The sequence below is a fragment of the Sporolactobacillus sp. PKPK-6 genome (genome assembly GCF_056678885.1).
This window is the reverse complement of record NZ_JBWXPA010000002.1, coordinates 93060-109805: the sequence shown is the minus strand read 5'-3', so window position 1 is coordinate 109805 and position 16746 is coordinate 93060. Positions and strand designations below refer to the sequence as shown.

Genomic DNA, 16746 nt, shown 5'->3' with positions numbered 1-16746 from the left:
TCTCGGCGCATCGAAATAAATAAAAAAGTCCCTTCACTCCACGCACTAATCGCAAAAAACGATCAGATGCAGGGGTGAAAGGACTTGTATGGACTCATTTCACGGTACCACCCGGCTTTTCGATATTCTCATGAATATCGACTCAACGGCAATCCGATGATTCGGAATGTCTGTTTTGATAACAAGTGCGGTCACACTTGGCCGATTCTACTAAGATGCATTTCAAATCGGCGCTCAAAGGCGAGTACGCAATCAGCGAGGCTGCCGGATTCCACCATACTCCGGCTCTCTGCAAGCTTCTCATCTGATCGCTTTTTCCTTTTCATTGCTTTACTCATTCGTTTAAGTTGTCGTAAAAAATGTTTGTGCTCCCAATAATACAGAGATATATTTTTTTGTCAACAGTCTCTTTAGAAAAATAGAGCGTGCTTAATCATGAACGTTGGTTGTAACTGTTGACATGAATGCATTTCAATTCAAATGTAAAATTAAATAAAAGATTAATTGTTCTTGTGTTAAAAAATATTAACCACTTGTTTTTCAGAGTTGAGGCCGTATAATTGTGTAAAAAGGGGGATCTAAATGAGAGAAAAATGACGAGTGGGTGTTCTGTTTTCCCGGAGGGGGGCCGGCCCCCCTCCGGGAAAACAGCGAGATCCTTCTTCCTCGCTTCTCTCTCTCATTTTTTTCATAGAAAATGAGCCGGAGCCCATCATCTCAGTTAGAATAGAGTTGTCGAAAACCAAATTCTAAAGGAGAGACTCAGGGATGGCTCAAGTACAGATTACTCTAAATGAACAACTTCTGCATCAATTATTTCTTGGTGATGCGAAAAAATCAGGAATGAACGCCCTTTTGGAGGCGATCTTAAATCAAGTGTTAAAAGCTCAGGCCAGTGAACAGCTTAAAGCAGAAAAATATGAACGCAGCGATGCCCGAACCGATTACCGAAATGGTTCTTATCCGCGTCAATTGAAGACACGTGTAGGAACGCTCACACTGGATGTACCCAGACTGCGTAATGGTCATTTCTCAACGGATCTTTTCAATCGCTATCAGCGCAGTGAACAGGCACTGGTCCTCTCCTTGATGGAAATGGTCATCAACGGTGTTTCAACACGCAAGGTGAGTCAGATTACGGAAGAACTTTGCGGCACGGAGTTTTCGAAAACGACCGTTTCAGATCTTTGCGGACATCTGGATCCGATGGTCTCGGGCTGGAACAATCGTCCACTGAAGGGAAACTACCCTTTTCTCATTGTTGACGCGGTTTATACCAAAGTGCGTGAAGATGGGCGCGTTCGCTCCCGAGGTGTCCTGATCAGCTATGGAATCAATGATCTGGGCTATCGAACCATTCTTGGTTTGAAAATCGATGACAGCGAAAGCACGGACGCTTGGAAAAACTATTTTGACTGGCTGAAAGCTCGTGGCTTGAAAGGCGTTGATGTCGTGGTGAGTGATGATCATGGCGGTCTCGTCAAGGCGGTCCAAAAAGCCTTTCAGGGAGCCACTTGGCAACGGTGTCAGGCTCATTTTCTACGCAACGTGCACGATCGGCTCCCGAAGTCCCTCAAGCGCGAGGGCACCGAGCAGGTGAAAGCGATCCTTCAGGCACCCAATGTCCAAACGTCTCAGACCTTACTCCAATCGTTTCTAGAGACGTATCAAGAAAAGGTCCCTCGAGTAACCGAGCTTGTCGAAGCTGCTTTTGATGATGTGACCGCCGTGCTCACCCTACCAGAACCTTATCGTCGCCGTCTACGCACAACAAACGGTATGGAGCGCCTCAACGAAGAATTCCGTCGTCGCGAACGGGTGATTCGCATCTTTCCCAATCGTGAATCAATCCTCCGAATCATGGGTTCGCTGCTCATGGAGCAGAATGAGAAGTGGTCGAGTCGCTGCTATCTGAAAATGAATGAGTATTTTAGTTGGAAAGCCAAGCAACATCAATCGGAAAAATCGAGTAAAGTGACGACGATTTATCCCAGTTAATGATCTGTTCTAACCGAGATGAATTTACACAAGAAAAAAGACTTGACCTTTTTCAGAATGCTGTTGACAAATGTAAATTGCAAGGAGTAGACTGACACTACTCGAAAAAACGTTGTGAAAGGAAGCCTACCAATGAGCATGTTCCGTCGATTGCAAAACCTGCTAACTGAATTGTTGCAAGGGCTAGTTGATTTGCCGCAGCCTAACTTCATTCATTAGTAGGACACAGCAACCGTACGGAACGCAGCGGGAGGATTCGTGTCCTGTTCATGTTCTGTGTGGGACAAAAGATTAGTATTTACTACCCATTCATTCATGAATGGGTTATTTTTTTACACTTTTTTTGTCTTTTATGTGCAGAGAGGGGAGATATGCGGCAGAAAAACCGCAAATAGGAAGACTCATTTAGTTTTATTGAACAATTCAGAGAAAATCAGAGAGAGAATGATCGCTTAACAGGATGATCAAAAAAGAGAGGATGTTTGGTTATGAATTCGGAAGGTGCAGTAATCAGTCAAAAGGTACGAAGCAAACAAAAGACTAATGAAATGGAACAGGATCATTATTCAGAGCAGCAGAGACAGGAACTAGAAGCGCGCATTAATAATCTTCCCGTGACCAAAACGATGTATCGCATTTTCACATTAATCACCTTAGGAATGGTGCTTGATGGTTTTGACGTTTACCTGGCAGGAGGTGTTCTTGGGCAGCTCGTGCAAACCGGGTGGTCGTCGCTTGCACTGAACGCGACTTTTATTTCGACAACATTTATCGGCTTGTTTATTGGATCAATAATTACAGGTTTTATCGGAGACTGGAAAGGACGCCAGTTTGCCTATCAAATCAATCTATTAATCTTTGGATTGGCTTCGCTCGCAAGCTTTTTTGCACCGAATATGACCACACTCATCGTGCTTCGAGGAATCAGCGGCATAGGTCTCGGTGCTGAAATCGTCACGGGATTCGCTTTACTAGCAGAATTTGTGCCTGCCGGTTCACGTGGAAAATGGGTTGGCGGATTATCTGTATTTGCTAATTGTTCCGCCCCGATCGCTACCTTTCTCGGGTTCATGATTATTCCATCAATTGGGTGGCGATGGATGTTTGCAATTGCCGGTGTTCTCTCAATTATTGTCTGGTATTTCAGACGCAGTCTCCCTGAGTCTCCGAGATGGTATTTTTCTCAAGGAAAATTTAGAAAGGCGGAACAGATTGTCGAATTATTTGAGAAGGAGGCTGCGGAAAAAGGAATATGTGCTGCGCATTCAGATACAAATTCAGTTAATCAGATTGTTACAAAGCAGGGACGATATCGTGAACTATTTGGTAAAACAATGATCAGGCGTACCATTCTCGGATGTCTGATCTTGGCTGCGATCAACACCGCAGCGTATACTTTCGTCACATGGGTGCCGACGCTGCTCGTAAACAGTGGTATTACCGTTTCAAAATCGCTCGGCTATACAGCACTCATGATGATTGGTGCTCCAATCGGTGCGCTGATTGGCCGTATGATGGTTGATCGAATTGGTCGGAAATGGATAATTGTCTGCGCATTTGTTATGACGGCCGTTTTAGGTTACATTTACGCCTTCCAGCATCAACCGATTGCAATCATGACGGTTGGATTTCTTATGACGGTATGTCTCTATATTCTCATGGCTGTCGGACTTTCAATTTATGTGCCTGAACTGTTTTCAACGCAGATTCGTATGCGTGGGAATGGAACTGCTCAGGCTGTCGGACGACTTTTTACCATCGTGACGCCTTATGCAGTTGCTTGGCTGCTCATCAATCAAGGCATTCTCTCTGTATTTATTCTTATCGGTATTTTTCTTGCAATCGTTGCATTTTTAACAGTTATGTGGGGCCCAGAAACAAAGCTGCAAATTCTTAAATAACATGGAATCAGTAATGATTCGTTGTGATTATGAGCATTCATCGTTTAAGTTTTAAGCGGTGGATGCTTATTTGTGTTTAATAATGAAAGGAAAATCAAAAAAATTGAAGTTACTATTAATATTGTGTACAATTTAATTGTGAAAAATTAATAAGGCGGGATGTCATTGGAACCAGTGTTTTCTCTTCAAGATCATTTATGCTTTTCCATATATGCTTGCTCACGTGCAATCTCACGCATGTACCAGCCACTTTTAAAGAAGTTAGGAATTACTTATCCTCAATATCTTGTTTTACTCGTACTATGGGAAAACAGTGAACGTTCTGTGAAACAATTGGGTGAGAAACTGGAACTCGATTCCGGGACTTTAACACCGCTGCTCAAACGAATGGAAGGGAAAGGACTTATTCTACGGGAGCGTACTCAAGAAGATGAGCGAGTGGTGAACATCCATTTGACGAACCAGGGTACCGCACTCCAAAAAGAGGCTGTGTGCATTCCTTTAGCACTGGCACAATCAAGTGGAATGACGATGGAAGAGATACAAAAACTAAACGAGAAGATCAAAATATTGACCAACCACGTTGCTAATTTTAGTGAAAACAGACCAAGTGAATAATTTTTTTAACATAAAAATTTCGCGAAATTATATTTCGCAAAATTTAAGGAGGTGCTGCCTGCTAAAAATTAAGTACAAAAGGATTGAAAGCAACAAAAAAACATACATTGGAGGTTTTTTACATGAGTGAAGAACGTACCGGAGTTGCAACAGTTGGCGGAAACCCTATTACATTAATCGGACCTGAGTTGAAGGCAGGAGATAAAGCACCGGAGTTTACTGTTAATAAAGATCTTATGGAAGAAGCAAGCCTCTCAGATTATGGAGATAAGATCAAACTCATATCTGTTGTACCTTCATTAGATACAAAGGTTTGTGATGCGCAGACGCGACGTTTTAATGAAGCTGCCGCAGAATTAGGCGATCAAGTTGCTGTACTTACAATTTCTGTAGACTTGCCATTCGCGCAGAGTCGTTTCTGTACGGTAGCAGGGATTGAAAATCTGGATACACTCTCGGATTATAAGCTCCATTCTTTTGGAAAAAGCTACGGTGTCCTGATCAAGGAATTGCAGCTTGATATGCGTTCGATTTTCATCCTCGATAAAAACAATACGATTCGTTATGTACAGTATTTAAAAGAGATGACTGAGCATCCGGATTACGACGCTGCTCTTAGCGCTGTAAAAACACTTCTGTAAAATTTCTTAAAGAACTGCATAGAATCATGTCAATGTGGAAAATACATGAAAAAGATAAGTGATAACAAATCGCGTGCTGATAAAGCACGTTTTTTTCTGCAAATAAACGTACTTAATTTATGTAACATTTTGAGTAATTGTTCATAATCCGTTATAATGTTTTTTATAACTCAAAAAGTGCGTGTGACTTCTCAAGTGATCTTAGCAAACAAATGAACTATTTTTATCAGTGGTCAGTCGATTTGCGCTACTATGGTAACGGACAAAAGTTTTTTGTGAAAAAAGGAACAAAAAACCCACGATCGGGCTTCAGATATCTCATTTGATCCTGAGAAACAAATTGTGTGTTTTAAGATAAACAGAACATGGAATTTGTCTTTTTTCGAAAACCGATTTCGTTCAAAACGGTAGTATTTGCTTATCAACAAGAAAGCAGAGTCAGCAATTAAATGAGGACCATTTCATTTCTAGTAAAGTTTAGGAAAGCGATGAGAGTCACACACATAGTGCTATTCAGATAGAGAAAAAACAGAAGGTGTGTGTACATTATGAAAAACAGCATGCGTCGCGAAATGCGTACATTTGCGCTCACGATGACAGGACTGGGATCAATTATTGGTTCCGGATGGCTCTTTGGCTCATGGAAAGCGGCTAGTGTTGCAGGACCTGCAGCTATTTATTCCTGGATCATAGGCATGGTACTAATTCTATTTATCGGGCTCACTTTTGCGGAACTTGGATCGATGTTTCCGGCTGCCGGCGGAATGGTTCGTTATGGACAATTTTCTCACGGATCACTGGTCGGCTTTATCACCGGATGGGCAAACTGGATTGCTATAGTTTCCGTTATCCCTGTTGAAGCGGTCGCTTCAACACAATACTTAAGTTCGTGGAACTTTGAATGGGCACATCACTTATATGACGGAGCGGAGCTGACCGGATCCGGCCTTTTAGTTGCTGCATTGCTTGTTTTTGTCTACTTTCTATTAAACTATTTCACCATTCAATTATTTGCGAAGGTCAATTCAGTAATTACCGTTTTTAAATTCATTATCCCATCGGCAGCGATTATTGGTGTTGTACTTGCCGGTTTTCACACACATAATTTTGTTAATACTCAATATGGCGGATTTATGCCAAACGGCTGGTCAGGTGTTTTGACTGCTGTCGCAACCTCTGGTATCGTATTCGCATTTAACGGATTTCAGAGTCCGATCAACTTAGCCGGCGAAGCGAAAAATCCGGGACGAGCGATTCCGATTGCGGTGATCAGCTCCATACTGATTGCCGGGGTGATTTATGTGGCGCTTCAAGTCGCGTTTATCGGTGGAGTGACTCCTGGGATGCTCACCCATGGGTGGGCACATCTTAATCTCAGCTCGCCATTTGCCGATTTAGCGATGGCTCTTGGCCTTAATTGGCTTGTTCTTCTGTTGTTTGCAGATGCGTTCATTTCGCCATCTGGAACAGGAATCACTTATACGGCAACAACAGCTCGGATGATTTACGGCATGGAACGTAATGGGTTTTTTCCACATATTTTCGGCAAGGTGAATAGTGCGTTCGGCGTGCCTCGCGCAGCAATGTGGCTCAACCTTGGCGTTTCCTACCTCTTTTTATTCTTGTTTCGCGGTTGGGGTTCGCTTGCCAGTGTCATCTCAGTCGCCACATTGATTTCTTACGTTACCGGACCGATTTGCGTCATGGTATTTCGAAAATTCGGTCGAGATATGAGCAGTCCGCTTCGAATCAAGGGTATGCATATTATTGCTCCAATTGCTTTTATTGCGGCTTCAATGATTTATTATTGGGCAACTTGGCCGTTGACAGGAAAAGTTACTTTTATTATTTTGATCGGATTGCCTATTTATTTTTATTATCAAGCGAAGTACCACTTTGAAGGCTTCATGAAGGATCTTAAAGCGGGAATATGGCTGTTGGTTTACCTTGGATTTATGGTTTTAATTTCTTGGCTTGGCAGCAGCAAATTTGGCGGAATTGACCTTATACCGTTTGGCTGTGATTTCCTTGTCATTTCCTTGTTTAGTTATCTTTTCTATATTTGGGGAATTAAAAGCGGCTGGCAGACTGAACAATTGAAAAAACGTGAGGATGCTATGCGTAAGCAGAACGTTTAGATTATAAAATCAATTTGCTATGAATAAAGGAAAAGGCATCACTTCGATTAGAGAAGATGATGCCTTTTTAAGTTCAACGACCTGTCTTTAATCCTTAACAGAAAAATCTTAAGAAATAAATAAGAATTTTTTCAACAGAAAGCTCCTTTTTGAATGCTTTAATAGTGTTCAGAAAGGAGTTATTCCATGTGCAGTGGATTTCATCACACTAATTGATTCCATACGCATAAAATGGACATCTATGTACATTTTTTCAAAAAACAGGGAATAACTCTATTATTACTGACAAGAACGAAATCTGAGTTGATAGTGAAAGTGCAAACTTATTATGTAATCAAGGAGCATATTCAGCACATGGATGAAAAGGAAGGGAAAGCAAAATGATTCATAGATTGAAAGTCAATGATTGGGCTAAAGCAAGAAAATGGATGGATTTGCATCTCTTCTTTAAATTCATGTTATGGTTGCTGTTTCTTATATACTTGTATTTTCTGCTAAAAGTTAATCTATTTGAGCATGGTCTGGATTGGAGAAACTCTCGTTCTATTAATTGGGTTCCGATGAATCGGATCAATACTCTGTTTTACTTATCAGATCATCGTGATCCCGGTTATCAAACCGCTTTGCTGCGTACATTCCAGTCGTTTGCATTCTTTATACCTATGGGCTTTCTTGTGCCGACACTAAGAAAAAAGTCGATGGAATTTGAGCAATTTATCTTCATTTCCTTTGCTATCTCATTTACAATTGAATTGGTCAAATATGCATCAATGACCGGACGCAGTGATGTGGATGATCTGATTCTACATGTCTTGGGAAGTATACTTGGTTTCTCGCTTTGGCATCTTTTATGTGAATGGTTTTCCATGCATCACATAAATCGGAACACGCGTATTTTTTTAATGACTCTTTTAATTAGCCTTTGCCTGTTTTTATTTAATAATGATGGAATGACGCTTGCCGGATCAGCAAATATCAACAGAGACATGATCGGTGTCACTCTTGGTATTCCTGAATACACTGGATCATTTCTTCGTGGGAATACGCATGATTTAATTATGAAAACAGATCCTGATCAGGGGAGTATGCAGGTAACCATTTCGATTGATAAATCGACAAAATTGTATTTGGAGAAGGAGACAGACCATAGTAATTTATCTAAAATCACTTTAAAGAAAATATCGTTGAACCGAATGCGGCAATTCAATGAACATGAGAAGATTCGTGTTTGGGGAAAACAACTTCCTACCACATTTATTGCAGACATTGTTATTGTTCGTTAAAGTTGCAATGTATTTACGAAATATAATGTGAAAAAAGAACCAATACTTAGTACTCTTAACTAATATCGTAAAAAATTATACGATACAATAGTATTAAAAATTGATAATTATTACCAATTGAATAACTGACAAAAGCAAACTAACCGAAAGATTAGGACGCAAAGCCACGGGTCTAATGCGAAAGCAAAGACAGCCGGGTTACCATTGGACATAGAAGCTGTGATCAACATGTCACGGCTTTTTTTGTTAATAAATAGTGGGGGTTTATATGATGGGGAAATACAGTGTAGTGACAACAGGTAACGACATCAGTGTCATGTGTGAAGGCGTTTTTACAATGGAGGATGCATCTGGGTATATTGAAGAATTCAAAAAAGCCGCTGCCCAAGTAAATCCACCAACATGTAATCTAATGCTGGATGGTTCCAAACTAAGAGTATCATCGCAAGAAATGGTTGGTATGCTCACTAATATTATTGCAATGTACAAGGACATGGGTTTCCAGAACATAACCATGGACTTGGGAAAGAGCGCAGTTGTTAAGATGCAAATTAAACGGTTAGCCAAAGAAGCAGGGCTTACCCAATTCAAATTGCTTTGATAGAAAGATAGATGTTTAGGTGCTGCAATAAAAATCTTATCTCGATCAATGAATCATCTTTGGCTCATGGAGGAGTGCACTTGTGATCAATGTGAACTTATTAGGGATTGAAATGTATCACGGAGAAAGAGTTGTTTCCAATGATACATACATCAACCATTTTAAGCAAAAAGGAAAAGACTATACTCATTTTTTCAGAGATATTATTGGAATGGATAAGCGGTATTTGATTGACTCAGAAAAAGAGAACAGTCTGACCATGGCGATAACCGCAGCTAACAAAGTATTGAATAAAACTGGAATCAGTGGTGCTGATCTTGATCTGATCGTTCTTGCCAGCTTTTTTCCGGAAAATACTGTGCCGCCAAGCTCCATTCATCTTCACCAGGCTATCGGTGGTAAACCTGAATGCGTCTGTCTTGATCTTAATGGAAATTGCGCCGGAATGATTTTATCATTTGAGAATGCAGCAAAATATATGGCACTCTCACCAAACGTTAATCGTGCCTTAATTGTTGGATCAGATTACATTAATTCAGTCGTTAATCCGGATAATGAACTTTGTTATGGGCATTTTGGCGATGCTGCATGTGCCATAATATTAGAGAAGACAAAAGAAGATCGAGGATTTCTTGGCGCAAGATGCCGGATTAATTCGAGTGAACATAATAATATTCTGTTTCCCAGTGGCGGAGCATCTAGAATTCGTGAAGCATCAAAGAATGAAAGACTGCTTGAATGGAAGCCCTTTGAAAATGTCTCGCTTGATTCAGCTGCAAGGAACATGCGCGAACTGCTTATGGAAAACCAACTCTCACCAAATGATGTGAGTATGTTCTGTTTCTCTCAGTATGCATATGCCAATATTGTTGATCTTCGAAAATTACTCGGCATTGATGAATCACGCTCACTCTTTATTGGCAATGAATATGGCTATACGGGAGCGAGCAGTCCGTTTATTGCTTTTTACGAAGCACTGAGCCAAGGAAGTGTGAAGAGAGGTGACTATGTCATGTTCTGGACGATTGGTGCCGGATCACAAAACATAGCCGTTCTTATACGTTATTGAATAATCCTTTATAGATGCACGAACAAGTCTGAGCTAAATGATATTAGTGGCTCGGATTTTTTTGTCGTTATAGAAATCTTGAAGTACCTTTACCTAGAATAATCATTCTGGGTATTTAACATGAGGAACAAAAATGGTATCATTTTAATGAAAATGAAATTCATTATCAATTAAAATCAAGGCTTGAAAGAAGGTTCGTATATAATGGCAGATATTCTAATTGTCTATGCCAGTGAGACAGGTAACACTGAAGAAATGGCGCAAAAAATAGCTGAGGGTGTTAAGCGTGTGGGGATTGATCCGGCCGTTAAAGACGTTTTAAACTTATCAGCGTCAGAATTGAATGATTACAATGGGATTATGTTTGGCAGCTTCACTGATGGAATGGGCGATCTTCCATACTCAGTTGAAGATTTTCTTGACACAATTAGCGAGAATGATCTTAAAGGAAAAGCTGCCGCTTGTTTCGGCTCCGGTGACAGCAGCTATGGGCTCTTTGCTGCTGCTGTAGATACCATTCAAGAAGCACTTGAACACTGTGGAGCGGAAATTATTGAGGACAACTTCAAAGTTGAGCTTTCGATGACTAAAGAAGAGCAGGGCAAGGCAATACAATTAGGTGAATCTTTTGCGAGAAAGATTCTCGCAAAAAGAGAAAAAGATTGAATATAAAAAAGTAAGCGAAAGGCAGATCAAATGGTCTGCTTTTTTTCTGCATCGTAAACTATTGTAAATAACGTCCTTTTCTAATTTATACTCCGTTTAACAATAACTTTCTTGCAAATTGCCAGTTAACCAATGTAAATTAAAAAAGGGAGATAGATGAAGCTGAGAATTGTTGTGATGGTAACGATTAGTGAAGCAAGCTCTGAGTCCCCATCAAATTTCTCGATCAGCATGACACTGTTTACTGCAGCAGGCATGCTGATTTCTACAAAGAGGACAGAAGCGAGCATGCCATGAATTCCGAGTGAAAACAAAACTAATTTAGCAATGATCGGGACGATAAGCAGACGGAGAAAGACGCCGATCCATACCTCGCGGCGCCAAACGCCTGAAAATTTTGTGCTGCCCAGCTTTACGCCTAAAATTAGCAGTACCAGAACCGGATATGCCGTACCGAGCATTTGAACAGCGGTTGCGGTTCCGATGGGTAAATGCAAATGAGTGACTGCCAACAGTGCACCAACAAGACAGGCATAGATGAGCGGCGATTTAAGAATATGGAGTATTGATTGTTTGCCGCTCATCGCAGCTCGTGATGCAATATACATACCGAGAATATTAACAAGAATAATTTGCCCGATAACATATACTGCTCCGAGAGAAAATCCAGTTTGACCGAATGCCAGCAGCAACACGGGAAGTCCGTAATTATTCGCATTACTGAAGACGACAGTTAAGGTAAGTGCTCTGGCACTTGGTTCTGGGAAGCGGAATAGCTTAGCAGTTAGCATCGCAACCAACCATAAAACAGCTGTCATGATGACCGAGAACAAAAAAATGTGAATGACATTGGTGCCCTTTAAATGTGATTCGGACAATGCATTTAAAATAAGTGCGGGTGCGAGTATGTATAAACTAATATCGGCGAGCAGTTTGGTGTCAACGCTGTTTCGCTTCTTCTGAAGAATGGCTCCGCATACACAAATAATTAAAATTGGAACACTGATAGATGTGAGAAGATTTATATAAGCGGTCATTAAGATACCTCCGAATCAGCAAGAACGATATGATCATGGTTCATGAACTTTCGCCGATTTTTTTCCTAAACAAGGTGTGAAACGTGAAACTATTTTCTCTATCATAGCACGAGATACGCTAGAAATGACTTATTTTGTGCGATTAGCAGATTTCAACGAGAACAGCGGTTAAAATTATAATAATGTAAGATGTGAAGCAAGTTTAAAGATAGCGGGTGATGATCATTTTTCATGAACATAAAAATATGATTTGGGGAACATTTTGCAGCAAATGCGGCGCTGAATGCAGCGTTTTGCAAAGTGCCCATCATCCATGGGATCAAACGACGTTTGGAAGAATAATTAGATGTTCAAAATGCGGCAGTGAAAATCATGTGAATCAGCAAGCTGCAGCCTATTTCTATAATCAACGTATCTATAGTTATTTCAATGAATTGTCGGGCGTAATTCTTGATTTGGGTTGTGGGGGAGGATTTATTAGCAGCTATTTGTTGAACCAGCAGAAGATCAATCTAGTTTTTGGTCTGGACCAAGATAAAAATTGTGCATTAGAATTAACCAAACTTTTAAGCAACCACAAGTTCACCTTTATCCATGCGGATATCTGTAAGCTTCATGATTTATTTGCGAAACAGAGTATTGACTATTTAGTGAGTCGGGATGTTTTTATGTTTATTGAGGATACTGACCGCTATTTTGATGATATCAGTTTGCTCGTTAAATCCGGAATACGACAGATGGGGTGGTACATGAAAAACAACCCAAGAATGAGAAACAGTCTTGAACCTGATCAGATTTTAGGGGAGTACCGAAAAAGAGGGTGGCATGCAAATCTGAAGGATCTTGAATGGTATAAAAGCGGCTATATGATTCAGGCGGATCGACAATGAGCGATCAGAAAACTTATGACTCAGAGAGGACGACAGATATGGGAGAGTTACTTCTTTCAGGTGGAGGAGATGCAGGACAAACAGCAATAATAAATACCTTTTTTGCTTCCATTATTGAAAAAGATAAGCCGATGCTCTACATTCCAGTTGCTGGAGATCCAAGGTTTCGATCCTATGGAATCATGCCTTGAGTATGTAAAAGCTGTATTTAGCCCTCTTGGAATCAGAGAGGTGACCATGTGGACAAATATAGATAGCAAAAACCTAACAGATTTGAGCATTTTTTCAGCGATTTATATGAGCGGCGGATCGGCAGAAAAACTGCTTTACCATTTCAACAACGGATTCGGCGAATTGCTGCAGCGTTATTTTCATCATGGCGGTATTATCTACGGTCAAAGCGCAGGGGCTATTGTCCTTGGTAAAACAATTGACACCTTCCAGCAACTAAATGATGATCTAAATGGATTAAATCTCATCTCCGGATTCTCAATGGCATGCCATTTTCAGGAAGATAATGGAAAAAATTTCTAAATATGTTCAGTACAATCAACAACCTGTTATTGCTTTGCCAGAAGGAACAGCTCTGTATCAAAAAGATGATCTTCTCTTCCATATAATAGGATTAAATCCGGCCTTTTTCTTTTTAAGCGATTCGCAGAAACCTTTAAGAATTATGCCGTAATTTTTATCGTGTATATCAAGCGTGCAGTGATTGGCAAAATGAGCGTATTCGATTCTCATAAAACTCAGCGTTACTGTTGCTGTCACCTTTGACCTTGCGCATGATTAACTTATCAATTAGTTTCATTTTTTCAAAATTAATAACGTAACCGAGAATTGCCTTCACTGCTGCTTTACGGTTTAATGAATCGGGAAATGCTTGTTGCAGTTCAATTTGGCGTTTTCTTTCTTCAGGATGAGCGGCGCAAATATAAAGGCCAATTGTCTTCCCTTCAAGCTCATGAATATGTTCTTTCATATACTTAGTAAGTTGCTTTTGAATTCTGCCCATATAAATGGATCCGCCGAGAATTACCGTGTCGTAAAGCTCAAGGCTTGGTGCAGGTTCAATCATTATATTGACTAAATCAACAACTCCGTCTAGTTCCTTGGATAACTTTTGTGCAACCACTTCTGCTGTTCCGTATTTCGTTGCGTACAGGATGAGTGTTTTCATAAAATCCGCTCCTTAGTGAATTATCCTGAATCACTAGCGTTGCATAAATATTGACGAATTATTCAGAATTTGTATTTTTTCTACCAAAGCCAAAAAAGTTAATGTCCACCTAAAAGGTGACTCGATCCATTTTACAATTTTATCCAGTTAATCAGTGTCCAAGTGTCAACAGCCTTTAAGGTGCCTTTAGGTTACTCGTTTCCTTTTATTCATTTGAAAACGAATACGGCGGAACCATTGCTCACAGGATTTCCAAAGCACAGCTTTGAACCATCGGTTCAGTTGAAGTACTGAACTCGTCGTTTTAAGTTTCTGCTGAATCAAAACGAATAGACTGTAATGAATCAACGCCAAAAGTAGTTGATTCTGGACAGCCTTCTCACTTTGTCCGTAAAATGTTTGGATCCGAACATGTTGCTTCAGCCATTTGAAAAAAAGTTCGATGGCCCATCGATGACGATAGACATCACTGATTTCTGTCGCCGACAAGTCAAAACGATTGGTGATGATCCGAATGTTCTTCCCCTGATCGTCTTGCGCCACGATGAGACGGAAGGCATTTTCCGTTTGGTTTTGAATGCTGCCCAGCAGGATCATTTGATCCGATAAAAGAGAACTTTTCTCGGGGACTTTATAGTTGTGCAGGACATGGATAACGGCATTCTTTTTTAAACGGGAAGCAAAGAACATCCCCTCTTCGGAAAAACGATCAAAGGCCTGGTAATCCACATAGCCTCGATCAAAGACATACATGGCTTCTTTCTCGTCAACGAGCACATCGAGTTGCGAGCGGTCATTGACTTGAGCGGATGTAAGGACTGCTTTTTCCGGAAACACTTGCCCTTTTCCCATAAAGACAAGGCGAAGGTGCAGCTTGACGCCGGCTTTGGTTTTGCGAAAGTGAGCCCATGGATAGCGCTGAGCATTCAGGGATATCGTCGTCGAATCCACAACCCTAAGCTGTTCATCCATTTGGGGTGCTCGTTTGCCTTTAATCTTGGCGACCAGATCAAGAAAGAGCATCATCAACAGTTGCGGGTCAACCGAGTTATTTTTTCTTGAGAGTTGTGAGGCGCTGATCGACGAGAGACCCGTTGCTTTCTGAAGCTCTTCACTTAAGACGCAGTCCGAAATCGAACGCAGACTGTCTTCTTTCTGGAGATGAGCATACAGAAAAAGGGTCATATAAGCCTTTGTCGTCAGCTTTTTCACGTACTTGTCACCGCCGGTTTGTCCGAGGGTTTCGTCAAGCTGTTTAAAGTTTATCTGATTTAACCATTGCGAAAATGAAGAGAGATGTGTATTCTTATCCATGCGTGAATCCTTTTCTTTGGATTTGGATAGAATCACCTATCCTTCCATTGTAAAGGATTTTTTTGTTGGCTAGCCTCTTTAAATTCGACTATTCCTAGTATTTTGAATCATCAGTTTTGATTACTGCAACGCTAGTGATCCTGAATATAAATTTTTATAAACGAATTGTCAATGACCCTAATTCTTTTGCATAAGTTAATGATCAAACAGGTCTTGATGTGTGGCATAGTACGAATTTAATTCATATGCTATTAACAGATACTCAGATCCTTGGGAGTGTGATGATGGCCAGGCAACTTGAATCAGAGTGAGGCGATCAGCCATGGAAGTTGGACAGTGGGTTCACACAAAATATATGGGGAAACATGATTGCATTGGATTTATCACTTCAATTTATCCGGATTTTCAGAGGTGCAAGCTGCGTGTCACTCAGTGTGCCAATCATCCGCGAATGAAATGGTTGGAAATTTCTTTTGAGGATGTCATTCACGACAACGACGATTTAACGCGAGCGGAATTAGACAGCTTGATTGATTTAGCGCTCGCAACTTATGACAAGGATTGGTTCGAGAAATTAACTGCGCTGAGTGAATAATCAAAAATAGTTTGGCTAATTATGTGTAAGCCCTTACATATTTAATTAAGCCAAACTATTATTTTTGACTTTTGATCTGAAAATCTGAATAAAGCGGATGCCTATACAATAATTTTATTTTTTAATTTCAATAAAGATTATGAATTAATAAGCATCCAGCAAAGATATAATGCAACACCCCAGATCATCACTGCGGAGCATTTATTGATCAGTGGCAAAAGCGGTCCGTTTTTGGCGGCTCGTCCGGTTAAATGACCAGCAAATGCAAGACTGAAAAACCATATCCATGAAACGGAGACGCAGGCGAGTGCGAAGAGCCATTGATTCACACCGTGGTAGTGAATCGCATTGGTTCCAATCACGCCGACTGTATCCAGGATAGCATGCGGATTGAGCAAAGATACGGAGAGAGCGAATAAGACTTGTCTTTTTGCAGACAGTCGACCACTTAGTTGATCATCGTTCATGGGGGTATCGTTCCAGATTTTCCAGCCAATGAACAGGAGAAATAGAATGCCAACAAGAAATAGAGACGTGACCAGCCATGGAAAAGTTAAAATTAATAATGATACGCCGCCGACAGCCAAGCAGATAAGCAGGGTGTCCGATAACGAGGCGGCAAGAATGGCTGCCAGCGCTTCAGTAAGATGTGTTGAACGAGCCCCTTGATTAAAGATAAATACATTCTGAGCACCAAGCGGTAAAATCAAACTGAAGGATAAAAGAAAACCGTGAATGAGTGCAGTCAACATGAAAAATCCCCCCGAAAAAAAATCACATTACTATTATTTATCAAAAGCAAGCGAGAGTCGCCA

18 protein-coding genes and 1 riboswitch are annotated in these 16746 nt (G+C 40.7%); of the genes, 13 read left to right on the top strand and 5 right to left on the bottom strand.

Annotated elements, in window-relative coordinates:
* Positions 1-191 precede the first annotated feature (191 nt).
* Entirely contained in the window at positions 192-326 is a 135-nt protein-coding gene (locus tag AC1MBV_RS11380; RefSeq protein WP_255745308.1) for a hypothetical protein, read from the bottom strand.
* A gap of 442 nt (positions 327-768) precedes the next feature.
* Here AC1MBV_RS11380 and AC1MBV_RS11375 point away from each other — a divergent pair, with 442 nt between their 5' ends.
* From AC1MBV_RS11375 to AC1MBV_RS11335, 9 genes are all read left to right on the top strand, one after another.
* Entirely contained in the window at positions 769-1998 is a 1230-nt protein-coding gene (locus AC1MBV_RS11375; protein ID WP_155217839.1) for an IS256 family transposase, read from the top strand.
* 488 nt (positions 1999-2486) lie between these two features.
* The gene (locus AC1MBV_RS11370; protein WP_255745307.1) at positions 2487-3899 is read left to right on the top strand and encodes an MFS transporter; all 1413 of its coding nucleotides are present in this window, start codon (positions 2487-2489) and stop codon (positions 3897-3899) included.
* A gap of 159 nt (positions 3900-4058) precedes the next feature.
* Positions 4059-4517, top strand: a complete 459-nt coding sequence (locus AC1MBV_RS11365; protein ID WP_370645880.1) for a MarR family winged helix-turn-helix transcriptional regulator — start codon at positions 4059-4061, stop codon at positions 4515-4517.
* Between the two features lie 122 nt (positions 4518-4639).
* Positions 4640-5158, top strand: coding sequence for a thiol peroxidase (tpx, locus tag AC1MBV_RS11360; protein ID WP_255749686.1), 519 nt, complete (start codon positions 4640-4642; stop codon positions 5156-5158).
* Positions 5159-5706: 548 nt separating this feature from the next.
* Entirely contained in the window at positions 5707-7296 is a 1590-nt protein-coding gene (locus AC1MBV_RS11355) for an APC family permease (RefSeq protein ID WP_480948334.1), read from the top strand.
* 380 nt (positions 7297-7676) lie between these two features.
* Complete coding sequence (locus AC1MBV_RS11350) at positions 7677-8579, top strand: VanZ family protein (protein ID WP_480948333.1); 903 nt, start codon at positions 7677-7679, stop codon at positions 8577-8579.
* A gap of 123 nt (positions 8580-8702) precedes the next feature.
* Positions 8703-8785: riboswitch (cyclic di-GMP riboswitch) on the top strand.
* A gap of 65 nt (positions 8786-8850) precedes the next feature.
* Positions 8851-9180, top strand: a complete 330-nt coding sequence (locus AC1MBV_RS11345; protein WP_480948332.1) for a hypothetical protein — start codon at positions 8851-8853, stop codon at positions 9178-9180.
* A gap of 82 nt (positions 9181-9262) precedes the next feature.
* Complete coding sequence (locus AC1MBV_RS11340) at positions 9263-10249, top strand: 3-oxoacyl-[acyl-carrier-protein] synthase III C-terminal domain-containing protein (RefSeq protein WP_480948331.1); 987 nt, start codon at positions 9263-9265, stop codon at positions 10247-10249.
* Positions 10250-10453: 204 nt separating this feature from the next.
* Positions 10454-10915 carry a flavodoxin gene (locus AC1MBV_RS11335; RefSeq protein WP_255749688.1) on the top strand — a complete coding sequence of 154 codons (462 nt, stop codon included), beginning with the start codon at positions 10454-10456 and terminating at the stop codon, positions 10913-10915.
* A gap of 125 nt (positions 10916-11040) precedes the next feature.
* Here the strand turns inward: AC1MBV_RS11335 and AC1MBV_RS11330 are convergent, their stop codons facing one another.
* The gene (locus AC1MBV_RS11330; RefSeq protein ID WP_255749689.1) at positions 11041-11952 is read right to left on the bottom strand and encodes an AEC family transporter; all 912 of its coding nucleotides are present in this window, start codon (positions 11950-11952) and stop codon (positions 11041-11043) included.
* Positions 11953-12326: 374 nt separating this feature from the next.
* Between AC1MBV_RS11330 and AC1MBV_RS11325 the strand changes: the two genes are divergently transcribed.
* Genes AC1MBV_RS11325 through AC1MBV_RS11315 form a run of 3 tightly spaced genes read left to right on the top strand, consistent with a single transcriptional unit; the run spans position 12327 to position 13376 of the window.
* On the top strand, positions 12327-12842 hold the full coding sequence (locus AC1MBV_RS11325; protein WP_255749690.1) for a class I SAM-dependent methyltransferase: 516 nt from the start codon (positions 12327-12329) through the stop codon (positions 12840-12842).
* Positions 12839-13033, top strand: coding sequence for a hypothetical protein (locus AC1MBV_RS11320; protein ID WP_480948330.1), 195 nt, complete (start codon positions 12839-12841; stop codon positions 13031-13033). Before AC1MBV_RS11325 ends, AC1MBV_RS11320 begins: the two co-directional genes overlap by 4 nt.
* Positions 13017-13376, top strand: coding sequence for a Type 1 glutamine amidotransferase-like domain-containing protein (locus AC1MBV_RS11315; protein WP_480948779.1), 360 nt, complete (start codon positions 13017-13019; stop codon positions 13374-13376). Before AC1MBV_RS11320 ends, AC1MBV_RS11315 begins: the two co-directional genes overlap by 17 nt.
* Before the next feature lie 166 nt (positions 13377-13542).
* Here AC1MBV_RS11315 and AC1MBV_RS11310 read toward each other — a convergent pair whose 3' ends face one another.
* Positions 13543-14022 carry a flavodoxin domain-containing protein gene (locus tag AC1MBV_RS11310; RefSeq protein ID WP_255749692.1) on the bottom strand — a complete coding sequence of 160 codons (480 nt, stop codon included), beginning with the start codon at positions 14020-14022 and terminating at the stop codon, positions 13543-13545.
* A gap of 186 nt (positions 14023-14208) precedes the next feature.
* Positions 14209-15336 carry an IS4 family transposase gene (locus AC1MBV_RS11305; protein ID WP_480947342.1) on the bottom strand — a complete coding sequence of 376 codons (1128 nt, stop codon included), beginning with the start codon at positions 15334-15336 and terminating at the stop codon, positions 14209-14211.
* A 322-nt stretch (positions 15337-15658) separates the two neighbouring features.
* Here AC1MBV_RS11305 and AC1MBV_RS11300 point away from each other — a divergent pair, with 322 nt between their 5' ends.
* On the top strand, positions 15659-15931 hold the full coding sequence (locus tag AC1MBV_RS11300) for an IDEAL domain-containing protein (RefSeq protein ID WP_255749693.1): 273 nt from the start codon (positions 15659-15661) through the stop codon (positions 15929-15931).
* A gap of 137 nt (positions 15932-16068) precedes the next feature.
* Here AC1MBV_RS11300 and AC1MBV_RS11295 read toward each other — a convergent pair whose 3' ends face one another.
* Entirely contained in the window at positions 16069-16683 is a 615-nt protein-coding gene (locus tag AC1MBV_RS11295; RefSeq protein WP_480948329.1) for a LysE/ArgO family amino acid transporter, read from the bottom strand.
* Positions 16684-16746: the final 63 nt, after the last annotated feature.